The following is a 26,421-nucleotide window of genomic DNA, read 5'->3' on the forward strand; positions in this document are numbered from 1 at the left end:
ATTTATTTTTTACTGATTCTCTAAAGCCAAAAATCATTCCAAAATTTGAACATTGTCTCCTTTTGTATGAGCATTCATCTGCGGAGCATAGTAATTTTGCATCGTTGTAATACCATTTGAGAACTTTCCGGATGCATTAGCAACATAATCATACTCAAATACATATTTCCCTTTCGGCATATATTGAATATAAAAATTTGTGGACGCATCTTTAGTAGATTGATAATATCCTAAATTATTTTTCCACTGATATCCGGATAATACATTAAGGGGCTCAAATCCGGCTGCTCTCATATCTTTTATATGAATATACTCCATCGCACGGTCGGTATTTAAAATCATTCTTACTGTTACTTTATCCCCTACTTTCAGTGGTGTTCCCACAGCTATTTTCTGTAGCTCTTCACCATTTACTGTTTTCACTTTTTTATAAAGCTCTTTGGTAACGGAGATATAATTTTCTGATGATTTTATTTTATCCAGATCTTCATAATATTGCCAGAACAATCCTCCCTGCACAATTCCGGGACCCGGTTTGGTAACGGTAACCGTACTCAGGCTTTTATCTACTGCATCCGTTTTCACGGTTGACTTTACATACCCCGTTGCCTGTGTTTGCGGTGCCAGTTCTTTTCCGCCCCAAACAATAGTTGCTTTATCACTTTCAGCACCGGTCCATGATTTTCCTGAATTTAATATCGTGAAAATCACTTCTGAAGTACCCCTTGAGCTTCCCCATGAATTAACTTCCTTCTGTGTTACCAGCCAGATCTTCATATCTTCAATGAACTTCTGATCGTTCGGTTTTAAGGTATTAAAAGCTTCTAATGCACCGGCATGGTTCACAACTTTTGAACTGAACCAACCCCAGTCATTAAGATTCTGCTTCCAGTACACTCCCTGGGTTTTGGTATCTGTGGAAGTTTCTTTAAGATAGGTCATAAGCTTATCAGAAGTTTCCTTCATTCCATAATCGTTCATCAATAAAGCTGCCCGGTGAAGTCCGAAGAATGTAAAATCAGTGATTTTTGCAGTTTTTGCTTTTTGTTTGACCAATGATTTTAAAGTTGCCCCTTTTCCTTTCAGAGGATATTGTTTCTCCCAATAGTTACGTGTGTCCAGATAATCCAGAATCCAGTTGTTCCAAACATTTTCTTTCGTATCCACATATTTATTGATCTCGTTATCTACATACTTTATCAATTGGGTTACCATTTCATTTTGCGTTGAACTTTGATAATCCTTGGCATTACCTTTTAACCATAAATTGATTTTACCCAGATTTTTAAGAATATACAATGATACTCCGTAAGAGCTAGGATACCCTGAATACCATGAAAAGCCTCCATCCGGATTTTGCAGTTTTTTGAAATCATCCCAATCCTGATTGATTGAATTTTTCATTGTGTTGGCATCAAACAATAATGCAAGCTTGTGCATCTGCTCCTGCTCATTTTTACTTTCCAGTACCCATGGAGTTTCCTCTAATAGTAACTGCTTTAATTCCTGATTTTTTTCAAGGTTAGAATTCAATAATCCTTTGTTCTGATATTCTTCAAAAATGGTTTTCATCTTTGGGTTTGCTTTGAAAATTTCAGAAGCCAAAACATCAGCAAACCATTTATTAAAGATTACATCAGCTGAACTGTTCTGATCATTTTTCAGGCTTGGAAGGGCAAACATAATTTCCCAGATCGGATTGGTTGTGAGCTCCAGTGTATTTGAAACATTCGTTATTGTTGCTGAATTCGCATCTTTAAGATGATCCAGAACAAAAGTTTTAGTCTCTCCTTCTTTTACAAAAACAGGGACTGCATCTGTTACCAGCATTCTGTTCGGTAAAACAGCAATTGCCTGCTGCTCCCCGTCTGAGAAAGAACCTGCTTTAGCCACTACTTTAAGGATAATAGATGAAACATTATCCGGAACCTTTACTTTCCATGTTGCAACCGAATTTCCGTTTTCACTTACATCAAAGTTCTGGGTTCCTGCATTCAATCCGAATTTTGAAGAAATGTCTTCATTAGTAAATGCATCCAGGATTTGTAAAACAGCAGAACCATTTAATCGCTTATCCGTTAAATTAGAAAGTTTTGTCTGAAGATTTAATTCATCACCTTCTCTTAAAAATCTTGGATAATTTGGAGTTACGGAAAATTCTTTCTGTGTAACTACTTCTTTCTCCAATGTCGCCGACCTGGCATCTTTTGTGTGAGCCAGGAACATAAGCTTCCATTTCGTAAGCGCTTCCGGAGAAGTAAATTCAAAATTCACATTGCCTTCTGCATCCGTTTTCAGATCCGGATAGAAAAATGCTGTTTCATTCAAATTTTGTCGAACCGGAACTTTTTCCAGAGATTCTTTTGACTGTCCACCTTCTTGATTACTTGTTCCTTTACGAACAACAACGACTTCATTTATTTCAGCCATCGCATCTGCTGCGACTTCCTTAGCAGCAACAGCCGGGGCAGGTAACGCTTTACTGTAAGCAGCATTACCCCTAATTCTTATTCCACTTGCTCTTCCTTCAAGACTCTGAAGAACAGCACCATCATAATAAAGCGAATTGTCAAACCAGTTAAATACCGGTACTTCCACATATTTACCATTCATATATTTCAGTCTCTTCTGATAATATTTTTGCAGAAGATTCTCCCTGATATCGTAAGAGGTTATGATGGTATACGGAATATATAATTTTTCCCAATCGAAGCTGTTGGCTGCAAACTGATCAAGAGACATATCATACATATTGGCCAGAACCTCAGCATTGATCTTCTCCTTATCATTTCCTGAAACTTTTACAGACCATTTCTCCTTTACATTAGGCTCCAGTTTATCTCTGAAAGTCACCGTCTCTATTTTAAGAGGCTTTTCAGAGTCCTTAATTTTTAAATTGACAGATTCAGTCTGCACATCATTAAATGCAACAATCTGAAATTGAACATTTAAAACAGATACACTTTTATCTTTAGGAATATCTGCTGAATACTCCAGCATTCCGTTTTTCAGCTTATAGCTTTCAGAAAGAGTGCTTCCTGACCCATTCTGAACAAATACATTGACTATGGCATCAGGAACAGCCGAGTACACATAGATCTTTGCTTTTTCACCTCTTCCCCCTTCATTTTTAGGTCCGATAACCTTTAGGAATGTTTTCTGACCGGGCTTTAACTCTCCTTTATCCCAAACACTGAAATTCTGTACGGATTTTATGGTATCTTTTCCTTCTATATTATACAATTCCAGCTGGTAATCCCCTGTTTCCAGTTTACCCAGTTCCAGATTGGTTGCCAATTGTTTCTGATCTCCAGATGGTTCCTGTGTTTTGGTAAGAACCACTTTTCCGACTTTCCAATTCTTTAATTCATCATTTTTGTCAAATAAATCATGTGGAAATTTCTTAATGAATTCCTCTTTGCTCAATTTGGGCTGATTCTGAACTTCTCTCAGGAAATTATCCCTGAAGATCCTGTCCGGAGACTCCAGTTTAGAAAGCTTTACCTGATACGATTTTTTAAGATCCTGCTCGTTATAGTTTCTTGTCTCTACTTTCACTTTTACATTCTCATCCGTAAAAGCATTATTAATCTCATCTGCCTTGATATAATGGGATACGGAAGCTACCTTCAATTGTGTATTCGCCGTCTGCGTTTCTCCGTTAATATCCGTTACAGAAGCATTGATCTCATAATTATCGATCTGGATACCTTCCAGTTTTTCATCTTTTTTAAGGTCCAGGCGGATAACAAACTCTCCTTTTTCATTTGTTTTTGCTTCACCCAGGATTGAATTTTCATTATCATCCCCTTCCGGATACCACCAGAAATATCTCCAACGGATGTTGCGTTTTTTGATTTCATAACTCACCGTAGTATTGCTTAAAGCAACACCGGAAAACATCGCTGCCTTTCCTTTGAGTTCTATAGTCTGGCCGTATTTATACTCATCCTTTACAGGATCGAAGGTTACCTCAAATTTTGGTCTCTTATATTCTTCTACCCTTATATCTTTATATCCCTGCGTATTGCCGTCGGTATTCAAATAGAACACCCCATTGAGTTGTCCTTTCGGTAAAATAAAGCTTCCATGATATGATCCGAATTCATTGGTTGTAAAATTTTGTGCAGAGACTTCCTGACCATTGGTATCCACAAGCGTTATTTTTTGTTTCAGGCCTGATACCACCCCTTCCGTTTCTTTATCAACCTTTGTATTGATCACTTTAAAATAGACTGTCTGACCGGGTCTATAAATTGCACGGTCTGTAAAGATCTGAGCTTTCGAACGGACCTGCTTATTAGGATCATAATTGGAATAATCATCATTCCCATACACCTGCATGATTTGATAATCTTTGGTTTTTGGCTGCTGTATCAAAAATGTCCTGTAGTAATCCTTACTTGATGTTGAAGGAAATTTGAAAACACCTTTATCATTGGTTTTTCCATCAACTTTATTTAAAGTTTTATTGGCTACAAATTCGTAGAATGTAAGATTTTCATTAGCTACAGGTTTTCCGTTTTCGCTGTTTACCAGTTTCAATTCGTTTGAAAGTTGATTTCTGTCTGTTTTCGACTGGTAGATCACCTTGTTGTTTGAAACCAGAAAGTAAAAATTCTGTTTGGCATCATTATCACTGGCGCCAGCCCCTGCAACAAGATACTCAGCAACGTATATACCGGAAGGTAAAGGCTGAATTTCCACTGAGGTTTTATGCATCTGGTAATCTTTAGGATCCGGAAGCTGATAGCTTTCTTTTCTTACCAGGCTTTTTTTCACCTGTCCAAATGTATTTCCATATGAGTTCCTGATATATTGCATGAAAGAAGTAAAATCATCTTTTACTTCGTAAATATTCAATGAAAATTCTGAAACGTTTTTATATTCAGCAACCAGGTGGATAGGAAGATTGGCCTGGGTTTGCTCTTCATATTTGAGAGTAAGATTCGGATTAAGAATCTGATCTTCTTTATTTTTTATATTCTCAAGAAATGGAGATTTTGGATACTGGCTTTTTGCCTGGGCAGCAACTGCTAAAGCTTCTTTTGCTTGCTTTTTTATCAGGTATTCATTCATGATCCCTTCCATGATCAATACCTTATAATCTCCTTCGGTATCAGTCTTCAAAAGATTCTGAAGCTGCACCAGTTTATCTTTGCACTGATTGGCGTCACAGTTTTCAGAAAGCGTCTGGTGCATAAAATACAACTTTGCATTTCCTTTATTCTGTGCAATTAATTCATCAAAAATTGTATTGATCTGAACCCTGTTTTCGGCAAGCTCATTTTTTGTGAAAATTTCGTTATCCCCCAGAAAGTTGATTTTCCTCAGAGAATACCAATCCCACAATGTTGGAAAATAGATAATATCCTTAGTATTTGAAAATGCACTTTTATATTTATCCAAAGAGATTTTTTTCATTTGCTCTTTCTGTTGGTCAAGATCTTTGAAGTTTTTCGTCAGATAATTTTTAAAATCCAGCTTGCTCCAGGTTTCAATCTGAGAAACGTCCTGAGAGTTCAGGTTCGTCCGTCCATTAATTTCCCAGGAATGCCGTTTATAATAATCCTGAAAAAAACTACTTAAGAGTACATCATACACCACCCTTTCATCACCTTTCAGCTGCTTTTGTGTATCCTGAAGCTTACCGAAGAATTTAGAAGCGGAATTATTCTGATCATCGTCAGTCGTTTGATTTACAATACTAAATTCTGCTTTGAGGGATCTGATCAGCTGCAGTGTATTATTTTCTTTCATAGCTTGTTTTTGTATGTCTAAAACAATGGGAAGATTCGATTTGTACGCTCCTTTCTGGCTGTTGTCAGCAATTTTTTTCCACTGATCGTCGTAGTATTTCTGTGCAAAAACTGCTGAGAAATTCAGCATTAAAAGCAAAAGCATAAAAACCTTGGAAAATCTTTTCATAAATGTTATTTTTGATAAATGAATTTCTTAAAAATACTGAAAAAATATGTCATAGACAGTCAAATTTATGTCTCCGTAATGGGAACTCTTTTTGCAGTATTTTTCATGAAAGAGCAAAACACATTCCGTTTCCCTTCCGTTTTCTTAATTTTTATCACGTATTTCAGTGGTTATCTTTATACTAAGTATCAATACACTAAGCATTTCTTTAAAATATTAATTTTAAATGCTATAGCCGGCGTAATTTGTGCATTTCTCATCATCCATAATCACAATGAAATAAGATTAATCAAATGGTTTATCATAGTCGTCCTCGGATTGTTATATAATAGCTTTTTTCTGGACGTTTACATAAGAAAAATCCCCTTACTGAAGGTCTTTTATGTGGGACTGGTGTGGGCACTGGTAAATTGCTGGCTTACATTACCGGAATTCAGCCTTTCCATATTTCTGATCAGCTTCTTTTTTATTACGGCACTTGTCCTTCCTTTTGACATCCGGGATATGAAAAGTGACAGGGTGCAAACCTTTCCCAAACTGATCGGTACCCAGAATACAAAATACATAGCTTATCTTTTGGTTTTTATAAGTAGCCTGCTGGCTTCTTTTTATCTGGATCCGCCCTACGCAGTTTCTTTTTTTCTGGCCAGTGTAATCACCTATATCCTGATCTACTATTCTGAAAACAAAAGAGATGAGGCTTATTTTTCTTTTGGGGTAGAAACCTGTTCTGCACTTCCCTTTTTATTTTTGGGAATAATGAAGTATTTTTGACAAATGATTATTAAGAAACTTTCTCTGTACAATTTCAAGAACCATGCTGAGAAAAAATTTGAATTCTCCCCTCAAATCAACTGTTTTGTAGGTAACAATGGTGTGGGAAAAACCAACATCCTGGATGCCCTCCACTATTTATCCGTGGGAAAAAGTTTCTTAGGGAACACCGATCTTAATAACATAAAAAAGGAGGAAGACTTTTTCACCATTGATGCCGAAGTTCAGAATGATGATAGTGAGGATACTTTAAAAATATCGCAGCCCAAAGAGGCTAAAAAGATCATTAAAAAAAATGATAAAAGCTATGACCGGATGTCTGACCATATCGGTTACCTGCCAAGTGTAATGATCTCTCCCTATGATTCTAATCTGATTTCGGATTCAGGGGAAAGCCGCCGGAAGTTTTTAGATTCTATGATCTGCCAGACTGATTCGGGATATCTTTTTGACCTCATCCAGTATCAGAAAATCATCCAGCAAAGAAATGCCTTATTAAAGTATTTTGCCAAGAACAGAGTATTCGATAAAGATTCCCTCGAGATTTATGATGCTCCTATCCATAATCACGGAACTAAAATTTTTGAGAAAAGAAAAGAATTCGTTTCCCAACTCAATCCTATTGTTCAAAACTTTTATCAGATTATTTCCGGAGGTAAGGAAATGGTATCCGTAATCTACGAATCTCATCTATTGGAATCTTCATTCGAAAATTTACTTAAGGAAAGCCTGGAAAGAGACAGAATGCTGACGTATACTTCCAGAGGAATTCATAAAGATGACCTGCTTTTCGAAATGGATGCCGCACTGATTAAAAAAATAGGATCCCAGGGCCAGCAAAAATCCTTTCTTATTTCGCTCAAACTTGCCCAAATGAGTCTCGTAAAAGAGCTTACCGGTAAAACGCCTATTCTTTTACTGGATGATATTTTTGATAAGCTGGACGACCATCGCGTGGCACAACTTATTGAGTTGGTCAATAAAGAAAATTTCGGGCAGATTTTTATTACAGACACCCATAGAGAAAGAACGGAAAGTGTAGTTAAGAAAATAAATGAGGAAAGTATAATTTTTGAAATCTGATGTGGGAAACAAAGTAGGAAGTTCAGAATGCGGGTTAGAATAAAATTGCTTTTGATCTCCTTTTAAAAACACATAAAAACTCACTTTTCTTTATCAAGCATGAACGTATTAGAGAAAACAGAAACGAAAATATACCATACATTACCTGCAAAAAATAAAAATTTAATCCACAATTTCTAATACATAATCCGAACCTCGGATCTAAAACAATGAAACGAAAAAAAAGAGAATTTCAATCATCTGACCTTGTTAAATCCTTTGCCAGAATACACGGTTTTGAGGATAAATTGATCGCATTTGAAATCAAGGATTTTCTGGAAGATTATCTTGATGAAAGTCTTTTTCAGGAAATCAGAAGTGTAGGGATTCATGACCAATGTATTGTGATCAAAATAGATTCCCCTCTTTTAAAAAATGATTTTAAGATGCGGAGAAGTTTTTACCTGAAGAAATTCCAGGATAAATTTGGTCAAGAGAAGTTTAATGATCTTCAGATTTTGTAGATATGGTATTGTTCATCAGGTCATCCGCATGTTTATCCAGCCTTGAACTTAAAGGGAAAAAGAACTTAAACGGATGACTTAAAAAATACCTGAATATTTCTTTATAAATCTCACTTACCTGTCCGAAATTCAGCTTTCTGGAACGGAACGCTAAAAACATAGACAGCCCGAAGCTTACCAGGAAGTTAAAGAATCCGATTAAGAATACCGTAAAGAAGGAAATCCAGAATGTGTAGGCATCCACAGAGAAATCTTTTCCATATAATCCAAGTGCCAGATTTCCTGCAGCAAAGGTAATGTGCCGGATATCCAGATCCAAACCAAAAAATAAACCTACCGGAGCAGTAGCACCGAGGAAAACCCCGAACCAAAAATTAGATATAATTCCCGGCCAGTTCTTAGCATAGTATTTAGAAAGGTTTTTGGCAAATTTAACCCCGAATAATTTTCTGATGGATATATTTTTTGCGATCCTTTCAGGGATCTGGTAAAATACGGAGTTGTTTCCTATATTTCCCGAAATAATTCCTGAGATGAAAAGATAGAAACCTGCAATACTTGCATGCAAAATAGCTTTTGACTGAAAAGGATCCAGGTCTTTAAGCAGCTTGTCGGATCTGTCGACAGCCAGGTTTTGGGAGAAAAAAACATCCAGCCCATAAATAATAGCCAGAGCTATCGGAAATGATAACGCTACATTTCCCACAAAAGCAATAAACTGACTTCTGAATAGTTTAGAGACAAGATGTGCAAATTCCGTGTTATTTCTTTTGCTGTTTCCTTCTTCGGCAAGTACTTTAGTCATAGTTGCAGCAGTCATTGCCGGCTGCTTGGTTGCTAAAGTAAATCCCATCAGGTAGATCATAACGAATCCCATGGCATAATTCATAGAATATAAAAATGCGTGGGAAAAGTCACTTCCCGGAATATATCCATACAACATTTTCAACACACAGAGTGCTCCTACGATAATTCCACCACCACTGGCTTTATAGAACATTTTCATATATTCTTTCCTGGTGGAGGTAATATAATGTGATCCGGCTTCTGCCGTATGATTTGTAATAAGATGGGAAATCAGTCTTGTACTGTCATTAATAAGCTCTGCGATATTATTCTTATGGGATTTATACCGGAGAATATTAAACATCAGCTGTTTGGATTTGATAATCACATCTTCATCACCATTGATGACCAGAAGCTTGATGATTTCATTAATTCTTTCAATCTGCTGACGGATTTTCAGAAGTGACTGATTGATCTTCCCTGAAATTCCATATTTGGAAGAGTTTTTAAAAGCTATATTAACAAACTCATGACATTGCTGGATGTAGATCTTGATCTGCTTGTAGCTGCTGTCTTTTGAGTGAAGCTGCAATCCGGGCTCGGCTTCCAGTTCTGCAGCAAGGCTTTCCAGCTCGTTTTGTAAAGCTAGAAAAGGATTGTCAAAATTCCTGTATTCGGGAGCCATTCTCACCACTTCCACCTCCATAGCCATTCCTGTAACACGCCAGGAAAGGATATTCATAGAGAAAATAAGCTCTCTTTTAACATTATTTTTTATAATAAAATCAGAAATCCCTAAAATAGTGAGGAACTCATTGACTTCATTTTCAGGAAGATTGTGAAGATATTCAAGATCTTTCTTTGGTCTCAGGCTGATATTATCGATAAGATACCATACCGTTTTCTCCTTTTCTACAGGAGGAAGGACTTTATTAAGGATTCTTTTTTTCAGTTCCGGTAAAAAGGCATTTTCAGAAAGGATATTTGCCTCTGTAAGCGAAAGGTTAAAAGGCCTCCCCTCAAAAATATTGTAGATATAATGTTTAAAATTGGCTGTAAAATCCGGATTACTTTTAAAAAAATTGAGGACATCTGTAAAATCAGCTCTCTTAATGCTTTCCAAAAACTCGGCAAACGGTTCTAAGGAAAGAGTTTCGTTCTTAAAAGAAAAATATTTTTTAAGAACGGTTTCAAAATTTGTGCTGGAATTGAAAAATTTCATTAGTACAAAGATACTATTTCAAACTTACATTTCTCATTTGTCTTAAAATCCAGTTGTGTTTCCTTGTCAGGTAGGCTGAAGGATTTTTAGGGTCATACTCTTTAGGGTTTGGCAAAACAGCCGCTATCCAGGCCGCTTCCGAACTTGTTAGGTCTTTAGACGACTTCCCGAAATAATATTCGGATGCAGCTTCTACTCCAAATACCCCACGTCCCATTTCAATGGAATTAAGGTATCTTTCCAGAATAATGTCCTTACCCCATACTTTTTCAATGATAAAGGTGTAGACAGCCTCTAATCCTTTCCTGATCCAGCTTCTTCCCTGCCAGAGGAAAATATTTTTAGCCGTCTGCTGGGAAATGGTGCTTCCGCCTCTTACTTTTTTTCCTTTTTCATTATGTTTCATCGCTTTTTCAATAGCCACATAATCGAAGCCGTTGTGTGTAAAAAATTTCTGATCCTCAGAAGCAATGACCGCTTTCTTCACATTATTACCCATTTCATCATAGGAAATGTAATCCCTTTGTAATTTTCCATACTGGAACAGGCCTCCGATCTGAGTAATTGTAATGGGTGGATTAAAGAATCTGCCCCATATAATGAACACCACATTCAAAATCAGAATGATAAACAACAGTTGTTTTATTTTTTTCCACATACCTTTAAAAAAAGCACTACAAAAATAAACAAATCCTCCGAGTTATTGCAATTCTTTCATATAGACAAGCTGATATCCCGGCAAAAGTTCGGGATGGAAAATCTTAATATAGTCTTTCAGAACCCAATCCGATCTTACCACACCACTTTCAAAAAAGTCATTCGCTTTTTTAATTTCCCTTCCCGAAATACTGTATATTTTCCCTTTCGAAAATACCCCCAGCTTACTGTAAAAAGGATTTATATTCAGCATTTCTTTTTTTGAAGTATGGTTTCCTGCATTGATCCAGTACTGAACTTTATCAGACTTTGAGAAAACTTCCTCAAAACTCATGGTCACAGCTTTCTCCTCATTGTTATTTTTCAGGATATATTCTGCATTGGCATCTGAAATAAAGTTCGCTACAGACGTTTTTCCTCCGGGTAAATACCAAACATCCCCGTACATCTCATTGGCAAGGACTACCGGCTTATCCTTAGCGGTTAAGGCAAGCTTTTTTAATTCGTTATAGTTCTTTTCAATTTCAGCGTATTTGGCTTCTGCTTCTTTTTCTTTTCCAAAAAGTTTTCCGAACACTTTGAGATATGCTGTTTTTTCAAGTGCTTTCTGCTCAAGGTACTCATCAAAAAAGACAACCTGAATTCCGTTATTTTTTAATAACTGATAGGTATTTTCGAAGCTTGCAATATAGTTGGTGAAAACGGCATCCGGTTGTAAGGAAATAATCTTCTCCACATCGTATTTCTGATCACTTCCTACATTCTGGATCTTCCCTTCTTTAAGCAATCCCTGAATTTTTTCCGAATAAATATATTCGGGACTTGAAATCCCTACGACCAGATTTTCCGCATCCAAAGCTGAAACATATCCCATCAAACTGGCGTTGAGAAGGACCACTTTTTTAAATGGAACCTGATTATTTTTGAAATCATAGGTATAATTCCCCGACTTGATGTGTAAAATATTAGCTTCATCCTTGTATTGAAGCTTTTTTGAGATAACCGTCCAATCATCGGATGAAATTTTTTGCTCTCTTTTACAGGAAATTAGAGTACAAAACGCAAATAGTAGTAAAATTCTTAGTTTCATGTTTCAAAGAAAAGAAAAAAGTGCTATATTTGCAAACCTTTAAACGATAAGGATACAATGGCCTCGTGGCGCAACTGAATAGCGCATCTGATTACGGCTCAGAAGGTTACAGGTTTGAATCCTGTCGAGGTCACAACTGCAATATGTCTTTAATAAAGAAAATTGCAAAAATACAGGAATAATAAGCATTTACGGTTATAGAGGAGTGATCCATTAATATAATTTATGTCTATTATTCCTTTTTTTGTCACTAAGCTTGACACTAATTGTTTTTTCAGTGACAAAAATGGCCGGTTAAAATTAATTTTTTAACTATGATCGCAAATATTTCTTATTCATCAGCTTTTTATGGGAGTGCCCAAATAATAAAAGCTATGAAACACTCTTTTTTCTTAAAAACAGACTACAAAAATAAAGATGGAAAATATCCTCTTTATTTGAATCTCTATATCCATGGCCAAAGAAAGAGGATTCCAGTTGACCTCTTTTTAAAAAAAACAGAATGGGATCAAAAAAGGCAGGTTGTAAAACCTCCGGAAATGAACGACCTTAACCTTTTGCTAAATGAAATAAGATCTCAAATTAATAAGATTGAAATCCAATTCAGACTTAATAATCAAGTTTTAACAGTTGAAAAGTGTGTGGAGCTCATTAAAAGACCTGATTTAAGCATTGATTTTATCCCTTTCATGGAATACGAAATGGATTTAAAATCTATGACAGAAGGAGCACGCAAAAATCAAAAAGTTATTCTAGCTAAGCTCAAAGAATTTAGATCAAGTATATTGTTTGGAGAAATTAATGACAAATTCATTTTAAAGTATCGCCGATTCTTAATATACAATAAAGGTAATGCCGAAGTAACAGTAGACAGCAATGTTAAAATTGTAAAGCATTATATTAAAATGGCAAAAAAAAGAGGATACCAGATAAATATCGATGTGGAAGATATAAAGATCAAACAACACCGATCTCATCGAACTAATTTAAGTATTGAGGAAGTAGAAAGAATGAAAGAGTATCTTTTTTCTCCATTTATAAGTGAGGCCCATAAAAAAAGTTTAGGGTATTTTTTATTCAATTGTATGACTGGCTTAAGAATAGAGGATTTACGTAAATTAAAAAGACTAGATCTTAACGATGAATATTTTAATTTTTGGAATCACAAATCAAAAAAACAGCAAATTCTCAAAACAAATGTGACCTGTAAAAAGATACTTGAAAATGATGAAAGCCTATTTATTAATCCTATTACAGCAAAAACAATAAACGAAACAATTCAAGATGTCGCGAAGTTCTTAGGAATACGAAAGCACTTGTCAAACCATGTGGCCAGACATACCTTTGCAACTAATTATCTTAGAAAAGGTGGCAAAATTGAAGATTTACAGATTTTATTAGGGCATTCCAACATTAAAGTAACTATGATCTACGCTCATATAGTTGAAGATGAAGTAGTGGAAACATTACATCTACTTGATTAAAAATAGAACGGAGACTAAAAAGTCTCCGTTTCTATTTCCACTGAATAATATTTTTTAGAAACTGAATTTTTCACCCAGGATTTAATCCAGTGTTTCTTATTATAGGCGAAAATTTCTGATCTAATATTGAACTTCCGGATCTTTGCTTTTGATATTAAAAAAGTCCATTGATACGTGAAATTAGTAAGTCTATTCAAAAACCAATCTTTAACTGAATCAGCGAAAAAAGTTCCGTGCAAACCATCAGGGTTTTTGGCGTGATTATCTCCATTCTGGTCAAGACCATCATAATGAACCAACATTAAAGAATTACTTTCATCATAAACTTTTGCAGTTGTTACAGCTCTAAATGACTCCAATGGCAAACAGAATCCATTAATAACAATTTCAGTAGTATCTTTTGGTAAAATAGGCTTGTTAAGTACATATCCAGTTTCATCAAAAAAAACATCATCAAGCTGTACACCTTCTACATCTGGAAACTTAATATTGAAGAACTTCTTATCATTTCTTTTCCGGATTGGATCATCAATTTCAAATTCTCTAAAATCCTCCGGTTCAACTAATTTATCAATTACGATCCGGTTCATCGTTGCAACATTGTTTTCAAAGGAAAGATCATAATTTCTCCAGTTCTTGATCGTATTTACTAAATCTCCAAAAGTCATATCCGGAAGAGCTCTTCTTAGATCTACTCTGTCAAAATTAAAAACGAACGGAATCGGATCTCCAGAGGTTGTATTCTGTCGCATTGGATTGATCTTAATTTCTGCAATTCCAATATTTACACCTTCCACATTAAAACGATCACTAAAAACCCTTCCAAAATACTCAAAGCTGAATTCCGGAGCAGTTTCAGCTTCATCAACTTCGATTTCAATAACCTGATCAAAATTAATAAACGGAGAGGTAGTTCCACTTCCATAAACATTTAGAATTACCCCATTTTTCTTAATAGTAAGGGAACAATTTCCATTATTGTTGGTCAAGCAACTTCCTACAAAACGATATTTACCTGGAGCATCAATTTTAAATTTTTTAATCCAATGGCCAAAGATTTCTCCTGCAACGATTTCGTTATCAAAAAATTCAGCAGAAAACACAAACGTCTTTTGATATTTTTGCTCTCCAGTAGTATAATATTGTTCCGGAGAATAAATACCTTTTTGCTTCAGCTGCGGATCTTCCAGGATATCTCCCTGAAGAGTAAATCCGGCATCCTGAAACCCAGCCTTCAGGACATGTAATAAGTATGGTACAGGTTGAATGATATTTCTATTAAGAACATCCCAACCATTGGCATTTTCTTGAATTTCATTACGGGGAAATTCTTTAATATTAGTTCCCGAAATTAATATTCTATCATTTATAAATGAGCTGAAGTTCTTCCATCCATCCTGCTCTGTATCATATTGAGTAGTGTAAAGCTTTGGAAAGTTATAATTAGTTTCCGGATACTTCTTTGAAACTATTTCATTAGCATGATTATAAATATCATTAACAAGTTTAAATTCTACCGGTAGATACTTAAGTTTTTTTTCAAAATTTGGAAGCTCTTCGAATCCGGAATCAATTTGAATACTAGCCCATTTTTTTCTTATTTCTAAAAACTCGAGAACTCCCTTTCTAATTTTTCCTTCAAATACGTGATATCCTTCATGTTTTTGCTTTAAGCTGCTATTATTAAGTGATGAATATTGGCCATTTTCACTTAGAAAATTTCTCTTATAATAATACTTGAATGGTAATGTATATTTGGTCCAAATTGAATCCTTAAAACGCGGGTTTTCTTCCGTAAAATTCGTTTCAATTCCAGTCAGTCGAATGATGGAATTTTCAGTGACAAATTGATCAGTTCTAGTCCTCATTCTCTAAAATTTTAAATTCAATATCCATAGAAAAAGTATTTTTCCCCGAATCCTTCAACTCATTTTTATTAGTGACAGGATATACCTTATATCTAACTCCTTCAGCGTAAATAAAGCATAATCGCGATTTCAATAAATCAGTGACCAAATCAATTTCTTCTTTTAACACCCAGCCGGTATTGACAGTTAAATTCTTTTTAGTGACACTGTCAAACTTTTCCTCCAGGTACTCATCGGACTCACCAACCACGCTTTCAATATCAACCGGAATTTTAAAATCACCAGAAGCAGAAAACCAATCAAAAACTAAATTTTGATTTTCCCATTCGATATGAATGACCTTTTCAGGTTCCGGAAGCGGAATAAACTGCAGATCATTTGAAACTATGATCTTTTTTTGAAGATCTGCTTTAAAGCTTGAGCGTAAAAATGTGAACTGATCAACATTAAATTTCGGTGTATGAAGGGGTTTTGGAAGTCTATATTGACTATATAATTTATTTAACTCTTCTTTCTCTGAGAGCCTATCAACATTAATTTTAATTATACTTTGACTGTATGTGCTTCTTATGGGATAATCCGTAAATAATGGGAAACATTTAGGCTTTTTCCCTGGTGCGAAATATAAATTATCAATAACGAAAGTAGATTGTATTTCATCTAGATCATTCATTTCATTGAAAGTCATTTCAACCAACGAGAGACTATATTGATACACAGGATCCAGAGAGGTTCTTATATCTTTTGCCTTTATAAAGAAATCCTGAATTTCCTCTCCAGGGAAAATTTCAACAGAACCTTTAAAATATGGAAAAGTATATTCCTCTTCTTCCTGGTACTGTTCCCCAAAGCCATTAAAAAACATTTTCAATGTCATTTTAACATAAGTTGAGGAAGAAACAGTTTTATTCAGAATGACTTTATTAGGGTCTTTTGCAAAATAATAGTTCGATCCTTTAAAATCGTGAGTGATTGCCTGAACAACACTAATATTTATAGTTACCTTTTTTACAACAGTTCCTGAGCGGAGAAGAATTTCTCCGGAATAATTACCGACTGCGAGTGTCGATGAATTTACAGTTGTAAAATTTAAAATACCATTGGTAATAAGTGCTGTATCAATAAATGATGGCTTACTTTCTACTACAATTGTTAAATTGTTAGGATTCGAAATAGTTGATGAAAATTGTTTTATCTCCGACAAATTTTTTTGCATGGAGGTATTGACAGTAGATGGATTAACATAAAATATGGTATTATCATTAATTACTTGCAGATTTACCGTTACCGTTTTTACTGCTGAACCTATTTGAATTGTAACAGTTCCGGAATAACTTCCAATAGCCTTATTTTGAATTACAGTATTATTCTGAAACTTCAAATGTCTTTGAGAGTTTACAGAATCTTGTGTAAGATTAATGAAAGGATCAGTTGCAGTAACGGTCACCGGATCCGTGACAAAAACTATAATTTTAAGATCACCGGATAAAAGTCCATCGGCCTTATTGAAGGTCAAATTATAAGTGTTTTTATCTGTTGAAATACCGGTTCCTGCCTGAACGGTTACTGAGATTTCAGTATAATAAGATTCCACAAAATGTTCCTGGTTATTTGTATCTATTCCGTAGGCTTCAATTGTGACAGGCTGCACATGATTTCCAACTGATAAATTATCCAGGTTCTGAAAATCACAAAATACTCTCTCAGTAATCAGGTTTGTTTGATTAAATACATCTCCTACCAGTTTTGTTGATGTTAACTTAACGAAGTCAACAGATCCCGAAGCAATATTTTTTTTGATTTTAAATCGATAATTTGTATAGGTATAAACAAATTCCAATTCAGGAAACGTAAAATCCTGAAACAGCTGACCTGGAGCAGCTGTTCCCATCTGCCACACTTTGTTTAACTGAGGAGGATTAATTTTCCAGTCTCTGATCGGAACATCTACAATAGTAGAGATCGTAGAGCATGCAGAACCGCCAGCATGTCCTGGTGGACAAACTAAAATATATTGAGTTTCTTTTTTGGTTCTAATTGGCATAAGTAAGGTATTTTATTATTAAAAAGTTTCTTTTGTTTGTCGGTATTTCGTTCCATGTAATTCCATATTTCTATAGCAAAACTGTTCAGATATATGATTAATCTTTCAGGTCTTTGCTCTATGGTTCTGGCTTCCGGAAAAAGCCGGTCCTTATTCCTGATTAATTTTTGAAAGCCAGACATTGAAACAATAAAATCAATGTCTTTGATCTTATATTCTTCAGTTAAATCTCCATTCAATATTTTTGAAACAGATCCAACGAGATAGATATCTTCTCCGGTAATTATTTTCGCTCTATGGCTTATTAAATCACAACATTCATTAAGGATTGCTGATTCGAAAATTTGCAAATCCTGGAAATTATTTTCTTGCATTTCGATTTTCAATTGTTTCGATTTCATTTATTGCTACTTTCATTAATTTTCCGTTTTTAGCGTCAGCCACCATATAGGACTCAATGCCTTCTTCATCTATTTTTTGAAGTAATTTTTTTACTTCAGACATTACCTGCAGGTTTTGGCTTACAACATCAATTAAATTTGTTTGTGGCTGAGATCTATTAACATTTGGGGTATCAGAACCAGGATCAGAGAAACCGCCATCAGCAAAAGGAGTTGTTTTTCCCTGGCGAACACTTTCTAAATAATCAATGACCTGGGCTGTTCTTGGATTCTGAAGCATCCAAGCCGGAGCAACCCATTCATTTACGTGAACAATTCCTGCAGGAACTTCACCCGTCTCATCAGGTCCACCAAAACCCTGATTAGAAGTGAATCCCCCTTTTGCAAATGTTGGTTTATCTGGAAGAGGAGTTGAAAGAATAGTTCCCAGCTGTATAGCACCCAGAGTTCCAATCAGAACAGCTGCTATTGTTCCTCCGATTGGACCAAGCTGGCTATAAGCCTGCATGATAGCCAGTGAAGTATTGGTAATTGTTTCCGCAATTTTTAGAGCTCTTTCAGTTTTAGCTTGTTTATATGCTATTTCTGCTTTTTTATTCGCAGTCGTTGCATCGATTTCCTGTAATTTCTTATTGTATTCCGCCTGAGTAATTATTCCGGAATTCAATTGCCCTAAAAGATCTTTCTTCTTTTTATCATTATTTTTTTCAAATTTTGCCATCTCACGCTCAGCAAGAGCGTTTTGTAATTGATAATAGGCCTGAAAAGCATTACCAAGGGCCTGAATAACCATTTTAACAGCTCCGAGTTTACCTTTTGTAGTATCAAGGTTCTTCCAGGCGGTTTCCCAGTCTTTAGCAGAAAAACCAAGGATATCAACTTTTTCTTTTTCAGTATCTCCTTCTTCTTTTACCTTTTTTGAATCTGCTTCGGATCCACCCTTCATGGATGATTGAACTTCAGTGATTTTACTATTTAGCTCCTCAAGATCCTTTTTAAGCTTTTCAAGAGACTCAGACGATAATGACGGATCCTGAAGTAACTTCTCTAGTAACTTTTTTTGTTCTTTTAAGAAATCTTCCTGAGATTTTAAATAAGCACGATCAGCATTTTCTCTTAATGCTTTTTTGGCATCTTCCAGCGTTTGTATGGCTTTCAATTCCGTTTCTGTAAGCTTCAGATAACCCATTTTAGAAAGGGCTTCCCGAGCTTCATTCATCGTCGAAATATTGTTTATTGAATCCTCAGCAGATTTTCTCTCCAAGTCTGCTGAGCTCTGAAGTGCTGCAACATCTTTTTCATATTTTTTAGTTATATATTTCTCCTCAATTCTTAACAAATTGAAACCGTGAGTCTGGAAAAACTGATCTTCAATTGTGGCATTCGCCTTAATTAAACCTTGCCGTTTTTCATTCGCTTTCTGGAGACCCGCAATTGCATTTCCGAATTCAGCTGCTGCTGCAGGATTTTTTGTTTCTTTTTTATCACGCTCCAGCTTTTTTATTTCATCATTGGTTTTCTGGATCTGATTTTTAAATTCGGCCGTTTGTTGCTGAAGTTCCGCTTTACGATTTTCGTAATCCTGAAGCTCAACATCCCATTCTTTCTGCTTATTTTCTTCCCATATTTTAAATTGTTCATCAATCCGATTTCTCTCAAGTTCTCCTGCTTTTTTATCAGCTTCAGTTTTGGCTTCATTAGCCTTGTTAACAGCATCTCTTGCTTTTTCTAGATCATCAGCAAGTTTCTTTTCCTTATTTTTATCTTTATCTGGAAGGGCTATATTTTTAGGAACTTCAGGACCAGTACCCTCAGTTTTCTTTGGCTTCCCGACTTCTACGATATCAAGCAAAAATTTATCTTGCTCTTCGTCTTCTTTTTTTTGTGCCTCTTTGATGTTGTTTAGAACCTTTTTTCTGTATTCAGCACCTGCAGCAACTTCTTCTTTGGACAAAGTTCTAGGACCGCCGCCGGAAAGTTCATTTGCTCCTGAAAAGCTGGTTCCCTGAGTAGTTTTTGATTGAGGATTCTTTATTATTTTATCCTGTTCTGCAATGTCTTCATCAATTTTTTGATCTCTCTCAAGTCTTTCAGCTGCTCTTTCTTCTAATTTTTTTTGAGCAGCAGCAGCCCTAGCTGATGCAATGATTGAATCACGAAGCCTTTTATAACTTTCCTCAGCTTTACCGTTCATTATAATCTCATCCTTTATATTTTTGAAATAATCTGGATACTGAGCTTTTAATTCATTGATAGCTGTTAATCTATCTTTTGTCGACTTGTTAACATCGGTTGCTTTTTTATAGAGTTGATCGAGATTATTAATTTCTTTAGCTGAATTCTGAGAAGCATCTTTTGTAATATTATCAAGGATCTTCTTCTTCTTTGCTGTTTCATCCAGTTCATTAGAAAACACTTTGTAAGCAGTAACAACCGCCGCAATTAGCCCAATTAAGACTCCAAGACCATTGGCATTTGTAGTAGCATTGAAAATAGCTAAGGACTGTCGGACCCTCCTTAAACTTAGATTGAGAATACCTAAAGCAACGTTATAAGCTAATATGGCAACCTGGCTTAACCAAACCGCTGCAGCTTTTGCTTTATCAGCAACAATACTCAATAAGGTGGCTCTAGTTGCATTCGTGGTTAATAAGGCGCTTAAAGCAACACCAGCATTATAACCAATAAAGCCAGCCACAGCAATCTTTATAATGTTAATTAAAAGCTTGAGCCTTTCTTTAAAAACATTAATACCATCACCACTTTCAGAAGTTACTCCGGTTAACCATCCTACTACCTGAATAAGTTTTTCAAATTGATTGATGACGTTAGTAGAAGTAAAAATATCATCATAAGCATTTTTGATCTTTTCCAGGATTGCCGGAGCATTGTTATTTTTTTTATTGAATTCGTCCTGAAGAGAACTCATTTTCTCCATTTCGATTCCTGCAGTCTTAATCGCTTTCTTAAACTCATCAGTTTTATTAGCTGCAGCACCCACAGCCTTTTGTACTTCTAATGAGTTTAATTTTAAGCTTGCATAAACCTTTGCAGTTTCAGTAGCATCCAGGCCTTTCATACCTTGAGCAAAACGAAGGAAAAACTCTTCTGGCTTGGTATTCATTAGATTTTTAGCCTCTCCCACACTCATATGCATAGAAATGGCAAAGCCCTCAATATTTTCGGCTGCGTTGGTTATGAAATTTGAAAATCCGGAAGAAGCAATCTGAGCATCAATACCAGCTTCTTCGAAAGCGGCTCCTAAACCTAAAACCTTATCAAGTCCGGGCTTTAATGCATCTGGCAGAGCACCCACCCTTAAGGCAAACTGCGAGATATTTCCCTCAGATGATGTTCCGGAAGCTGCTAAAGTGTTAAGAGCAGAACCAATTTTATTAATTGCTTCTGCATATTCAAGATTTTTTGTATCGTTGAAAAGTCCTTTAATCTTTCCAAGCTGATCAACAACACCTTCCAGTCCTCCCTCGAAACTATCTCCTAAGGCAACATAGGCTTTATCTACCTGTTGAACGAAATCTTTCATTTCCTGGATAGGAACCCCAAGACGTCCACCAACTTCAGCAATTTTAAGACGGTCGAGCTTACTGGTTCTGGTGTCCATACCATCAAATTCCGTCCAGAGATCCTTGACTTGTTCCGTTGACATTCCCGTAGTTTTCTCAACATCGGTCATAGCATCAGCAACTTTCAGGAGCTGATCAATAGTTTCTTTGCCTTTGTCAATGATAACATCGAAAAATTTTCCTGCCAGATCCGCAGAAAAGACTTCTTTAAATGTGTCTCCAAATTTTAATAAACCATTATTGAATAAACCCAGGAATCCTGAAGCTTTATTCATAGACTCATTGACTCCGTTAATTTCATCTTTAACTTCTGCAAGTCTTTGTCTGGCTCGCTTTAATTCTTCAGCTTTTTTTACAAATTCAGCAGAACCAACTGGAAGCTTTTTCAATTCGGATTCTAGCCTCCTGGTTATTCGGGATACACTTTGAAATGTATTTTCAACCTGATTTCCGTTAATGTATAAAATACCGGTAGTGGTAATTGTTGTACCTGCCATTTTCCTTGAGAATTTGTGGCAAGGTCGATTTGAGAGAGAATTTGCGAAAGGACATAAAAAAAGCACCTGAAGGTGCTATCTCTATCTATTTTCTAAAATCTTTTTTAGGTTTACAAGTATCGCTTCAGATCTTATTCTGGTAATTTCATTCATTACAAAATCTTTCACCCTCGAAGATTCTACAGCCTCATTAATGAATGGTTGTGCTGCCATTTTCATTGTATGGGATTTGAAGCTGTAAGTTGTATTTCCTTCATTGCGTTTTCTGGATCCTCCGGATCTGGTAGTATCTACTCCGGCATCTAGTATAAATCCATGTTTCGGCATTTTGATCGATAAGCTTCTCATGTAAAAGTTTGGACCAAATTTTTGAACTTTTGAAACTGCAATTGCATCTTTTACCGACTTCTGTCCACTTTTCCTGTTGACATGATCTGCAAAAGATGCTGTTTTAGATCGCAAAGATGATTCAAGCATTGCTTCAGCTCTTCTTGCAACTTGTTCTTCATTTCGATACATAAGAGAATTTTTATTCTAATTTGTCATAAAGATCCCAGACCAGGATTCTTCCTATTTCAACGTCTTTAAATTCAGGCTCAATACCTAAATTCTTATTTCCTTTTTTTGTTTGAACTTGTTTTGTAAGAATCTTTTGTGATTTTTTATATTCCATTTCTGTAAGAACATCGAAAACATCATGTTGATTAATCGGTTCTCCAGGTATAACTCCTCTAAACCATTTCAAAACATCACTTGTTTGCATTTCGACTTTATTACCCTCCGGAGTATTGGAATAATGTTCTTTAATAAGGTCTTTCATGACCTGGATATAATCATTCATGAGCTACTTTTTAAACTTTGCTAAATAGATGGCCGATATTACTGCTTGCATTTTTAAGCTCACGCCATGAGTCTTTGTTTCTATCATATGCTTTAAAATATCCATTTCAGAAACTCCGTGCTTCTTTTTAAGTACAATAATAAAGCTTCCAATAATATCTAAATTCTCCTCAGTTTCTTGGAGTTTATAAAGAGCTAAAAGCATTCTAAACCTTGTAATTATTTCCTTTCTTGGAGGCATCCCAACAAACTCAGTTTCCATGATGGCATATGAGTCTAACTTCAAATTAACTTTTACAGTGATATCTTTTTTCATAAATTAATTATCTACAAATTTGATCTAAATCTTTCCAGTCATTGGTATCTACTTTAAGAATCTGTTTATTTTTTAAACTAAACAAAACATCAACGCCAAAATCACTGGAGGAAAGTTCTACAGGTTTAATTTCAACAGTCTCTTTCATAAATGAATTATATAGGAAATGATTGGGATTACAACTATCAATCATTATTCTTGAGAGCATTTTGATAGCTAATTTTTCAGCCTCATAGATAGCATTATATTGCGCTTGAAAATCGCCTGCAGGAATTTTATTAAACATTATAGCAAAACCTAATTTTCGAACCGCTATTGTATTATGGTCATTACCTTCAAAGCCCAATTCATAACGAAACAATGCCAAAACAGGAGCTTTTATGCCTCCAACCTGTGCTTTTTTAGCAGCCCATTCTCTTTCGGAAAAAGCCACAAATTCATTGATAAAATTCGATTGTTCAACCAAATTTTCAAAATAATCCTTAGTTTCAATGTAGCTATTTTCCTTCATATGCTTTTGCTTTTTCTTTGTGATATAAAATACTTTCCGACAGAACACTCAAAAACTCATAAATGCGAACATCGTTAATGTCTTGTTTTTTTCCAAGTGGCTGCAATTCATCCATAGATAAACCAATAATTATTTTGTCAAAAGGAATGTATTGTTGTTCTTTTTTCTTGAAGACTGGTTGCAATTTTTTTTCCTCTTCAGACTCTTCTTTCACTTCCGGGAAGACTACCTTATATTGATCTGAAATTGATATCCTGGTAAACAAATAAGCCAATGCTATTGCTTCCATTTTTTTTACGGGAATTTCTCTCGTAATTGCATCAACTGCAGAAAGATCCAGATCGTCATATTTTTTGTTGATTCTGTAAAGCGATGCTACAAGCCTTTTTAATTTAAGTAAAGACCTATCCTGGTTCCATTGATGGAAGAAAGTATCTATGGTGGAGAATTGCCTGATTGAAATGTTTCCTAATCGGTCCGAAGGTTTTATAAGTCCTGGAATCGATGGAAATCTATAATAATTGTTTTCTTCTAAAAGAAATGTAGTATATTTTCCAAGTTCTGAAGCTGGAACATTTCTGATCAGCTTAAACAATTCAAATCTATGGATAGGAGTATCTTCTTTCTGATACACAATAGCGATCATTTGAGGATAAACCTCATGAAAATTTTTTGCAGGTGTATTTAAGTAAAGATGAGCTATTTCCTGAATTTGCCATTCGTTTAATTCATTCCAGGAAGTTGCGATCCAGATATTTTGAGACATTGCCATATTTTTGCTGCAATGTAATAAATTGTCTCCCTATAAAAAGGACAAAAAAAGCACCTGTTAGGTCAGGTGCTTTGCTTTAACTTCAATTTTTAAATGTATCCAATTAATATTAGAACATATTTTTATCTAACTCTTTCAGTATTTCATATTCTTCCATAGTTAGAATTATCTTCTTTTCGTTTATACCAAAACGAATCTCATTTTTTTCCCTGTTCACGGTCATAAAATCACGTGTTTTCTCTCCAGATACTTTCTTTGTAATTATTTGTGTTAAGGCTACTTTCATAATTCAAATTTATAACAACATTTTTACGCCACCTTACGGGTTTCCGTAGTAATTAAAAATTTATCAAATTGATTTCACCTGGTATTACTTTTAATGAGAATTAAATTTTATTTCGTTCCCCCAAACCACATCAAGAACCTAGCAAGCTTTTGCCCATTTACTTCAACACTTTGAACTCTCACATTTCCAATATACATTGCACCTAATTTCATATTGCTGACCGCTTCTTTTAATAAGTCACTATCAAAGAAAATATCTACTTCTTGTTTCTCATGATATGTTAGGAGCCTAATATAGTTAGGCCCTATTTCTTCTATAAATCCCTTTACTTCCATAACTCTACTTTTTATTTTGATTTACTTGGTTATGAGCCCAATTATAATCGCCTTGTCCTTTACCTCTTTTTTCGGGTAATGGTTTACCAGGCGAAATAATGAAAGATAACCAAAACTTTCCGAGTTTCATTCCTTGTATTTCTATAGACTGAGTCCTGACAGATAAATGTACCTTCTCCGGAACAATCAAAATTTTTATATCATCCAGTTTTGAATCTGTAAAAAATACATCTAACTCCTGATCCTTATCATTCGAAATGACTGTCAGCCGATCAGGAAGTATTGCTTTTAATTCCCCTCTAATTTCCATTTGTCAAAATTGATACAATTTGTAACAAATACAAAATATTTTCAGCTACAAATTGTAGCTATATTTTATCTATACTTTTTTAATTATCCTATTTCCCAACTGAATAAAGGGTTTTTCAATGTATTTATTTAATATTATAGAAATTAAATATGAGGATCCAACAACAAGCCCATAGATTAAAGTAAACATTAAATACCCTTCCATTTTAGGAAGTACGAAAAATGGTAGAATGAAGTGAATAATATAAATAGAATAAGAATTGATTCCAATTTTCTGAAACACAATATTATTAATAATTTTAAATTCTTCTGCTATCACAAACAATGCGCAAAAAGATATTGCTGAGATTATAGGAATAATCCTAAATGCGTATCTGTAACCACCAAATTTAAACAGCTCTTGATTTCCTGAAATCAGTATTCCAAATGATGTAAATAGTAAAAAAATAATTACAGAATTTCTTGAATTTGTAAGATACTTTTTATGTAAAAAGAAAAATATTCCAATAACAAACACAGATAACTGATTCAATATGTTAAAATAGAAAAATTCATAGTTAAAGTTTGGTTTTCGCTGGAAATAGAATATAACTAATTGTGCTATGACTATTAAAAAAAATCCCTTTAATAGTGATTTTCCAGAGCTTAAAAATTTAAACAAGAATGGAAAAATCAAATAAAACAACATTTCCGTACCAATGGACCAACCACCCGGAACAATTGTATTGTTGGCAGAAGGCACAAGACCATGGAAAAAGAAAACGTTTGCTAGAATGTTTTTGATTGTATAATTATCAGGATCCTTAAAATATAGGTTAAGCAAATAGTAAATTATTATTCCTAAATAATAAATTGGAAATATTCTGAAGTATCTTCGAATGTAAAACTTTAAAACATGCTTTTCTTCCTTTTCCCGGAAGTGGCTTGAAAGGCACAATGTATACGCTGAAGCAATAAAAAATAATTGAACTCCCATCTTTCCATAATCAAAAATCTCCCTTTCAAATGATGAAGTAAAATTAAAGAGCTGCGATACATGCACTAATATAACCATTAGAATTGCAATGCCTCTCAAAGAATTTATGTGTGATTGGTGCATAAGCAAATATAAAAAAATAAAAGGGCACTCCC

Annotated in this window: 21 protein-coding genes and 1 tRNA gene; 5 read left to right on the forward strand and 17 right to left on the reverse strand. The window is 34.9% G+C overall.

Annotated features, from left to right (window positions below):
• Nucleotides 1-33: 33 nt before the first annotated feature.
• Nucleotides 34-5,928: an alpha-2-macroglobulin family protein gene (locus ACNFU2_RS06335; protein ID WP_418124201.1), complete on the reverse strand. Its 5,895-nt coding sequence runs from the start codon at nucleotides 5,926-5,928 to the stop codon at nucleotides 34-36.
• A gap of 18 nt (nucleotides 5,929-5,946) precedes the next feature.
• Here ACNFU2_RS06335 and ACNFU2_RS06340 point away from each other — a divergent pair, with 18 nt between their 5' ends.
• From ACNFU2_RS06340 to ACNFU2_RS06350, 3 genes are all read left to right on the forward strand, one after another.
• Nucleotides 5,947-6,702, forward strand: a complete 756-nt coding sequence (locus tag ACNFU2_RS06340; RefSeq protein WP_172278998.1) for a hypothetical protein — start codon at nucleotides 5,947-5,949, stop codon at nucleotides 6,700-6,702.
• Between the two features lie 3 nt (nucleotides 6,703-6,705).
• Nucleotides 6,706-7,785, forward strand: coding sequence for a DNA replication/repair protein RecF (gene recF / locus ACNFU2_RS06345; RefSeq protein WP_172279000.1), 1,080 nt, complete (start codon nucleotides 6,706-6,708; stop codon nucleotides 7,783-7,785).
• A gap of 209 nt (nucleotides 7,786-7,994) precedes the next feature.
• Entirely contained in the window at nucleotides 7,995-8,288 is a 294-nt protein-coding gene (locus tag ACNFU2_RS06350) for a hypothetical protein (RefSeq protein ID WP_172279002.1), read from the forward strand.
• Here the strand turns inward: ACNFU2_RS06350 and ACNFU2_RS06355 are convergent.
• The 3 genes from ACNFU2_RS06355 to ACNFU2_RS06365 are packed head-to-tail and all read right to left on the reverse strand — an operon-like array spanning nucleotide 8,266 to nucleotide 12,043.
• Nucleotides 8,266-10,296, reverse strand: a complete 2,031-nt coding sequence (locus tag ACNFU2_RS06355; RefSeq protein ID WP_273648379.1) for a recombinase — start codon at nucleotides 10,294-10,296, stop codon at nucleotides 8,266-8,268. The two genes, ACNFU2_RS06350 and ACNFU2_RS06355, sit on opposite strands and share 23 nt — an antisense overlap.
• A 13-nt stretch (nucleotides 10,297-10,309) precedes the next feature.
• Nucleotides 10,310-10,954: a monofunctional biosynthetic peptidoglycan transglycosylase gene (gene mtgA, locus ACNFU2_RS06360; protein WP_172279005.1), complete on the reverse strand. Its 645-nt coding sequence runs from the start codon at nucleotides 10,952-10,954 to the stop codon at nucleotides 10,310-10,312.
• 42 nt (nucleotides 10,955-10,996) lie between these two features.
• Nucleotides 10,997-12,043 carry an ABC transporter substrate-binding protein gene (locus ACNFU2_RS06365; RefSeq protein WP_418124204.1) on the reverse strand — a complete coding sequence of 349 codons (1,047 nt, stop codon included), beginning with the start codon at nucleotides 12,041-12,043 and terminating at the stop codon, nucleotides 10,997-10,999.
• A 59-nt stretch (nucleotides 12,044-12,102) separates the two neighbouring features.
• Here ACNFU2_RS06365 and ACNFU2_RS06370 point away from each other — a divergent pair.
• A tRNA-Arg gene (locus tag ACNFU2_RS06370) sits at nucleotides 12,103-12,176 on the forward strand.
• Nucleotides 12,177-12,357: 181 nt separating this feature from the next.
• Nucleotides 12,358-13,527, forward strand: coding sequence for a tyrosine-type recombinase/integrase (locus tag ACNFU2_RS06375; RefSeq protein WP_418124206.1), 1,170 nt, complete (start codon nucleotides 12,358-12,360; stop codon nucleotides 13,525-13,527).
• Between the two features lie 14 nt (nucleotides 13,528-13,541).
• Here ACNFU2_RS06375 and ACNFU2_RS06380 read toward each other — a convergent pair whose 3' ends face one another.
• The 13 genes from ACNFU2_RS06380 to ACNFU2_RS06440 all read right to left on the reverse strand — a co-directional run bounded on the left by ACNFU2_RS06380 (nucleotide 13,542) and on the right by ACNFU2_RS06440 (nucleotide 26,365).
• Entirely contained in the window at nucleotides 13,542-15,395 is a 1,854-nt protein-coding gene (locus tag ACNFU2_RS06380; RefSeq protein WP_418124207.1) for a hypothetical protein, read from the reverse strand.
• A complete protein-coding gene (locus ACNFU2_RS06385) occupies nucleotides 15,385-17,439 on the reverse strand; it encodes a hypothetical protein (protein ID WP_418124209.1) in 2,055 nt (684 codons plus the stop codon). The genes ACNFU2_RS06380 and ACNFU2_RS06385 overlap by 11 nt, the downstream gene beginning before the upstream one ends.
• Nucleotides 17,400-17,840, reverse strand: coding sequence for a hypothetical protein (locus ACNFU2_RS06390; RefSeq protein WP_418124211.1), 441 nt, complete (start codon nucleotides 17,838-17,840; stop codon nucleotides 17,400-17,402). The genes ACNFU2_RS06385 and ACNFU2_RS06390 overlap by 40 nt, the downstream gene beginning before the upstream one ends.
• Nucleotides 17,800-21,921: a phage tail tape measure protein gene (locus ACNFU2_RS06395; protein ID WP_418124213.1), complete on the reverse strand. Its 4,122-nt coding sequence runs from the start codon at nucleotides 21,919-21,921 to the stop codon at nucleotides 17,800-17,802. The genes ACNFU2_RS06390 and ACNFU2_RS06395 overlap by 41 nt, the downstream gene beginning before the upstream one ends.
• Nucleotides 21,922-22,002: 81 nt before the next feature.
• Nucleotides 22,003-22,440, reverse strand: coding sequence for a hypothetical protein (locus ACNFU2_RS06400; RefSeq protein ID WP_418124215.1), 438 nt, complete (start codon nucleotides 22,438-22,440; stop codon nucleotides 22,003-22,005).
• A 10-nt stretch (nucleotides 22,441-22,450) separates the two neighbouring features.
• Nucleotides 22,451-22,762 (reverse strand): hypothetical protein, encoded by a 312-nt coding sequence (locus ACNFU2_RS06405; RefSeq protein WP_418124217.1) that lies wholly within the window; start codon nucleotides 22,760-22,762, stop codon nucleotides 22,451-22,453.
• 3 nt (nucleotides 22,763-22,765) lie between these two features.
• On the reverse strand, nucleotides 22,766-23,077 hold the full coding sequence (locus ACNFU2_RS06410) for a hypothetical protein (protein ID WP_418124219.1): 312 nt from the start codon (nucleotides 23,075-23,077) through the stop codon (nucleotides 22,766-22,768).
• 7 nt (nucleotides 23,078-23,084) lie between these two features.
• The gene (locus tag ACNFU2_RS06415) at nucleotides 23,085-23,588 is read right to left on the reverse strand and encodes a hypothetical protein (RefSeq protein WP_418124221.1); all 504 of its coding nucleotides are present in this window, start codon (nucleotides 23,586-23,588) and stop codon (nucleotides 23,085-23,087) included.
• On the reverse strand, nucleotides 23,575-24,354 hold the full coding sequence (locus tag ACNFU2_RS06420; RefSeq protein WP_418124223.1) for a hypothetical protein: 780 nt from the start codon (nucleotides 24,352-24,354) through the stop codon (nucleotides 23,575-23,577). The genes ACNFU2_RS06415 and ACNFU2_RS06420 overlap by 14 nt, the downstream gene beginning before the upstream one ends.
• Nucleotides 24,355-24,469: 115 nt before the next feature.
• Nucleotides 24,470-24,646: a hypothetical protein gene (locus ACNFU2_RS06425; RefSeq protein ID WP_418124224.1), complete on the reverse strand. Its 177-nt coding sequence runs from the start codon at nucleotides 24,644-24,646 to the stop codon at nucleotides 24,470-24,472.
• 107 nt (nucleotides 24,647-24,753) lie between these two features.
• A complete protein-coding gene (locus tag ACNFU2_RS06430; RefSeq protein ID WP_418124227.1) occupies nucleotides 24,754-24,981 on the reverse strand; it encodes a hypothetical protein in 228 nt (75 codons plus the stop codon).
• Nucleotides 24,982-24,985: 4 nt separating this feature from the next.
• Nucleotides 24,986-25,291, reverse strand: coding sequence for a hypothetical protein (locus ACNFU2_RS06435; RefSeq protein ID WP_418124229.1), 306 nt, complete (start codon nucleotides 25,289-25,291; stop codon nucleotides 24,986-24,988).
• Between the two features lie 69 nt (nucleotides 25,292-25,360).
• Entirely contained in the window at nucleotides 25,361-26,365 is a 1,005-nt protein-coding gene (locus ACNFU2_RS06440; RefSeq protein ID WP_418124231.1) for an acyltransferase family protein, read from the reverse strand.
• Between the last annotated feature and the right edge of the window lie 56 nt (nucleotides 26,366-26,421).

The organism is Chryseobacterium sp. PTM-20240506 (genome assembly GCF_048296755.1).
Taxonomy (GTDB): Bacteria; Bacteroidota; Bacteroidia; order Flavobacteriales; family Weeksellaceae; genus Chryseobacterium; species Chryseobacterium proteolyticum.

Coding starts and splice junctions, on each gene's coding strand:
- ACNFU2_RS06335 (WP_418124201.1), bottom strand. CDS start 5,928: ATGAAAAGATTTTCCAAGGTTTTTATGCTTTTGCTTTTAATGCTGAAT.
- ACNFU2_RS06340 (WP_172278998.1), top strand. CDS start 5,947: ATGAATTTCTTAAAAATACTGAAAAAATATGTCATAGACAGTCAAATT.
- recF (WP_172279000.1), top strand. CDS start 6,706: ATGATTATTAAGAAACTTTCTCTGTACAATTTCAAGAACCATGCTGAG.
- ACNFU2_RS06350 (WP_172279002.1), top strand. CDS start 7,995: ATGAAACGAAAAAAAAGAGAATTTCAATCATCTGACCTTGTTAAATCC.
- ACNFU2_RS06355 (WP_273648379.1), bottom strand. CDS start 10,296: ATGAAATTTTTCAATTCCAGCACAAATTTTGAAACCGTTCTTAAAAAA.
- mtgA (WP_172279005.1), bottom strand. CDS start 10,954: ATGTGGAAAAAAATAAAACAACTGTTGTTTATCATTCTGATTTTGAAT.
- ACNFU2_RS06365 (WP_418124204.1), bottom strand. CDS start 12,043: ATGAAACTAAGAATTTTACTACTATTTGCGTTTTGTACTCTAATTTCC.
- ACNFU2_RS06375 (WP_418124206.1), top strand. CDS start 12,358: ATGATCGCAAATATTTCTTATTCATCAGCTTTTTATGGGAGTGCCCAA.
- ACNFU2_RS06380 (WP_418124207.1), bottom strand. CDS start 15,395: ATGAGGACTAGAACTGATCAATTTGTCACTGAAAATTCCATCATTCGA.
- ACNFU2_RS06385 (WP_418124209.1), bottom strand. CDS start 17,439: ATGCCAATTAGAACCAAAAAAGAAACTCAATATATTTTAGTTTGTCCA.
- ACNFU2_RS06390 (WP_418124211.1), bottom strand. CDS start 17,840: ATGAAATCGAAACAATTGAAAATCGAAATGCAAGAAAATAATTTCCAG.
- ACNFU2_RS06395 (WP_418124213.1), bottom strand. CDS start 21,921: ATGGCAGGTACAACAATTACCACTACCGGTATTTTATACATTAACGGA.
- ACNFU2_RS06400 (WP_418124215.1), bottom strand. CDS start 22,440: ATGTATCGAAATGAAGAACAAGTTGCAAGAAGAGCTGAAGCAATGCTT.
- ACNFU2_RS06405 (WP_418124217.1), bottom strand. CDS start 22,762: ATGAATGATTATATCCAGGTCATGAAAGACCTTATTAAAGAACATTAT.
- ACNFU2_RS06410 (WP_418124219.1), bottom strand. CDS start 23,077: ATGAAAAAAGATATCACTGTAAAAGTTAATTTGAAGTTAGACTCATAT.
- ACNFU2_RS06415 (WP_418124221.1), bottom strand. CDS start 23,588: ATGAAGGAAAATAGCTACATTGAAACTAAGGATTATTTTGAAAATTTG.
- ACNFU2_RS06420 (WP_418124223.1), bottom strand. CDS start 24,354: ATGTCTCAAAATATCTGGATCGCAACTTCCTGGAATGAATTAAACGAA.
- ACNFU2_RS06425 (WP_418124224.1), bottom strand. CDS start 24,646: ATGAAAGTAGCCTTAACACAAATAATTACAAAGAAAGTATCTGGAGAG.
- ACNFU2_RS06430 (WP_418124227.1), bottom strand. CDS start 24,981: ATGGAAGTAAAGGGATTTATAGAAGAAATAGGGCCTAACTATATTAGG.
- ACNFU2_RS06435 (WP_418124229.1), bottom strand. CDS start 25,291: ATGGAAATTAGAGGGGAATTAAAAGCAATACTTCCTGATCGGCTGACA.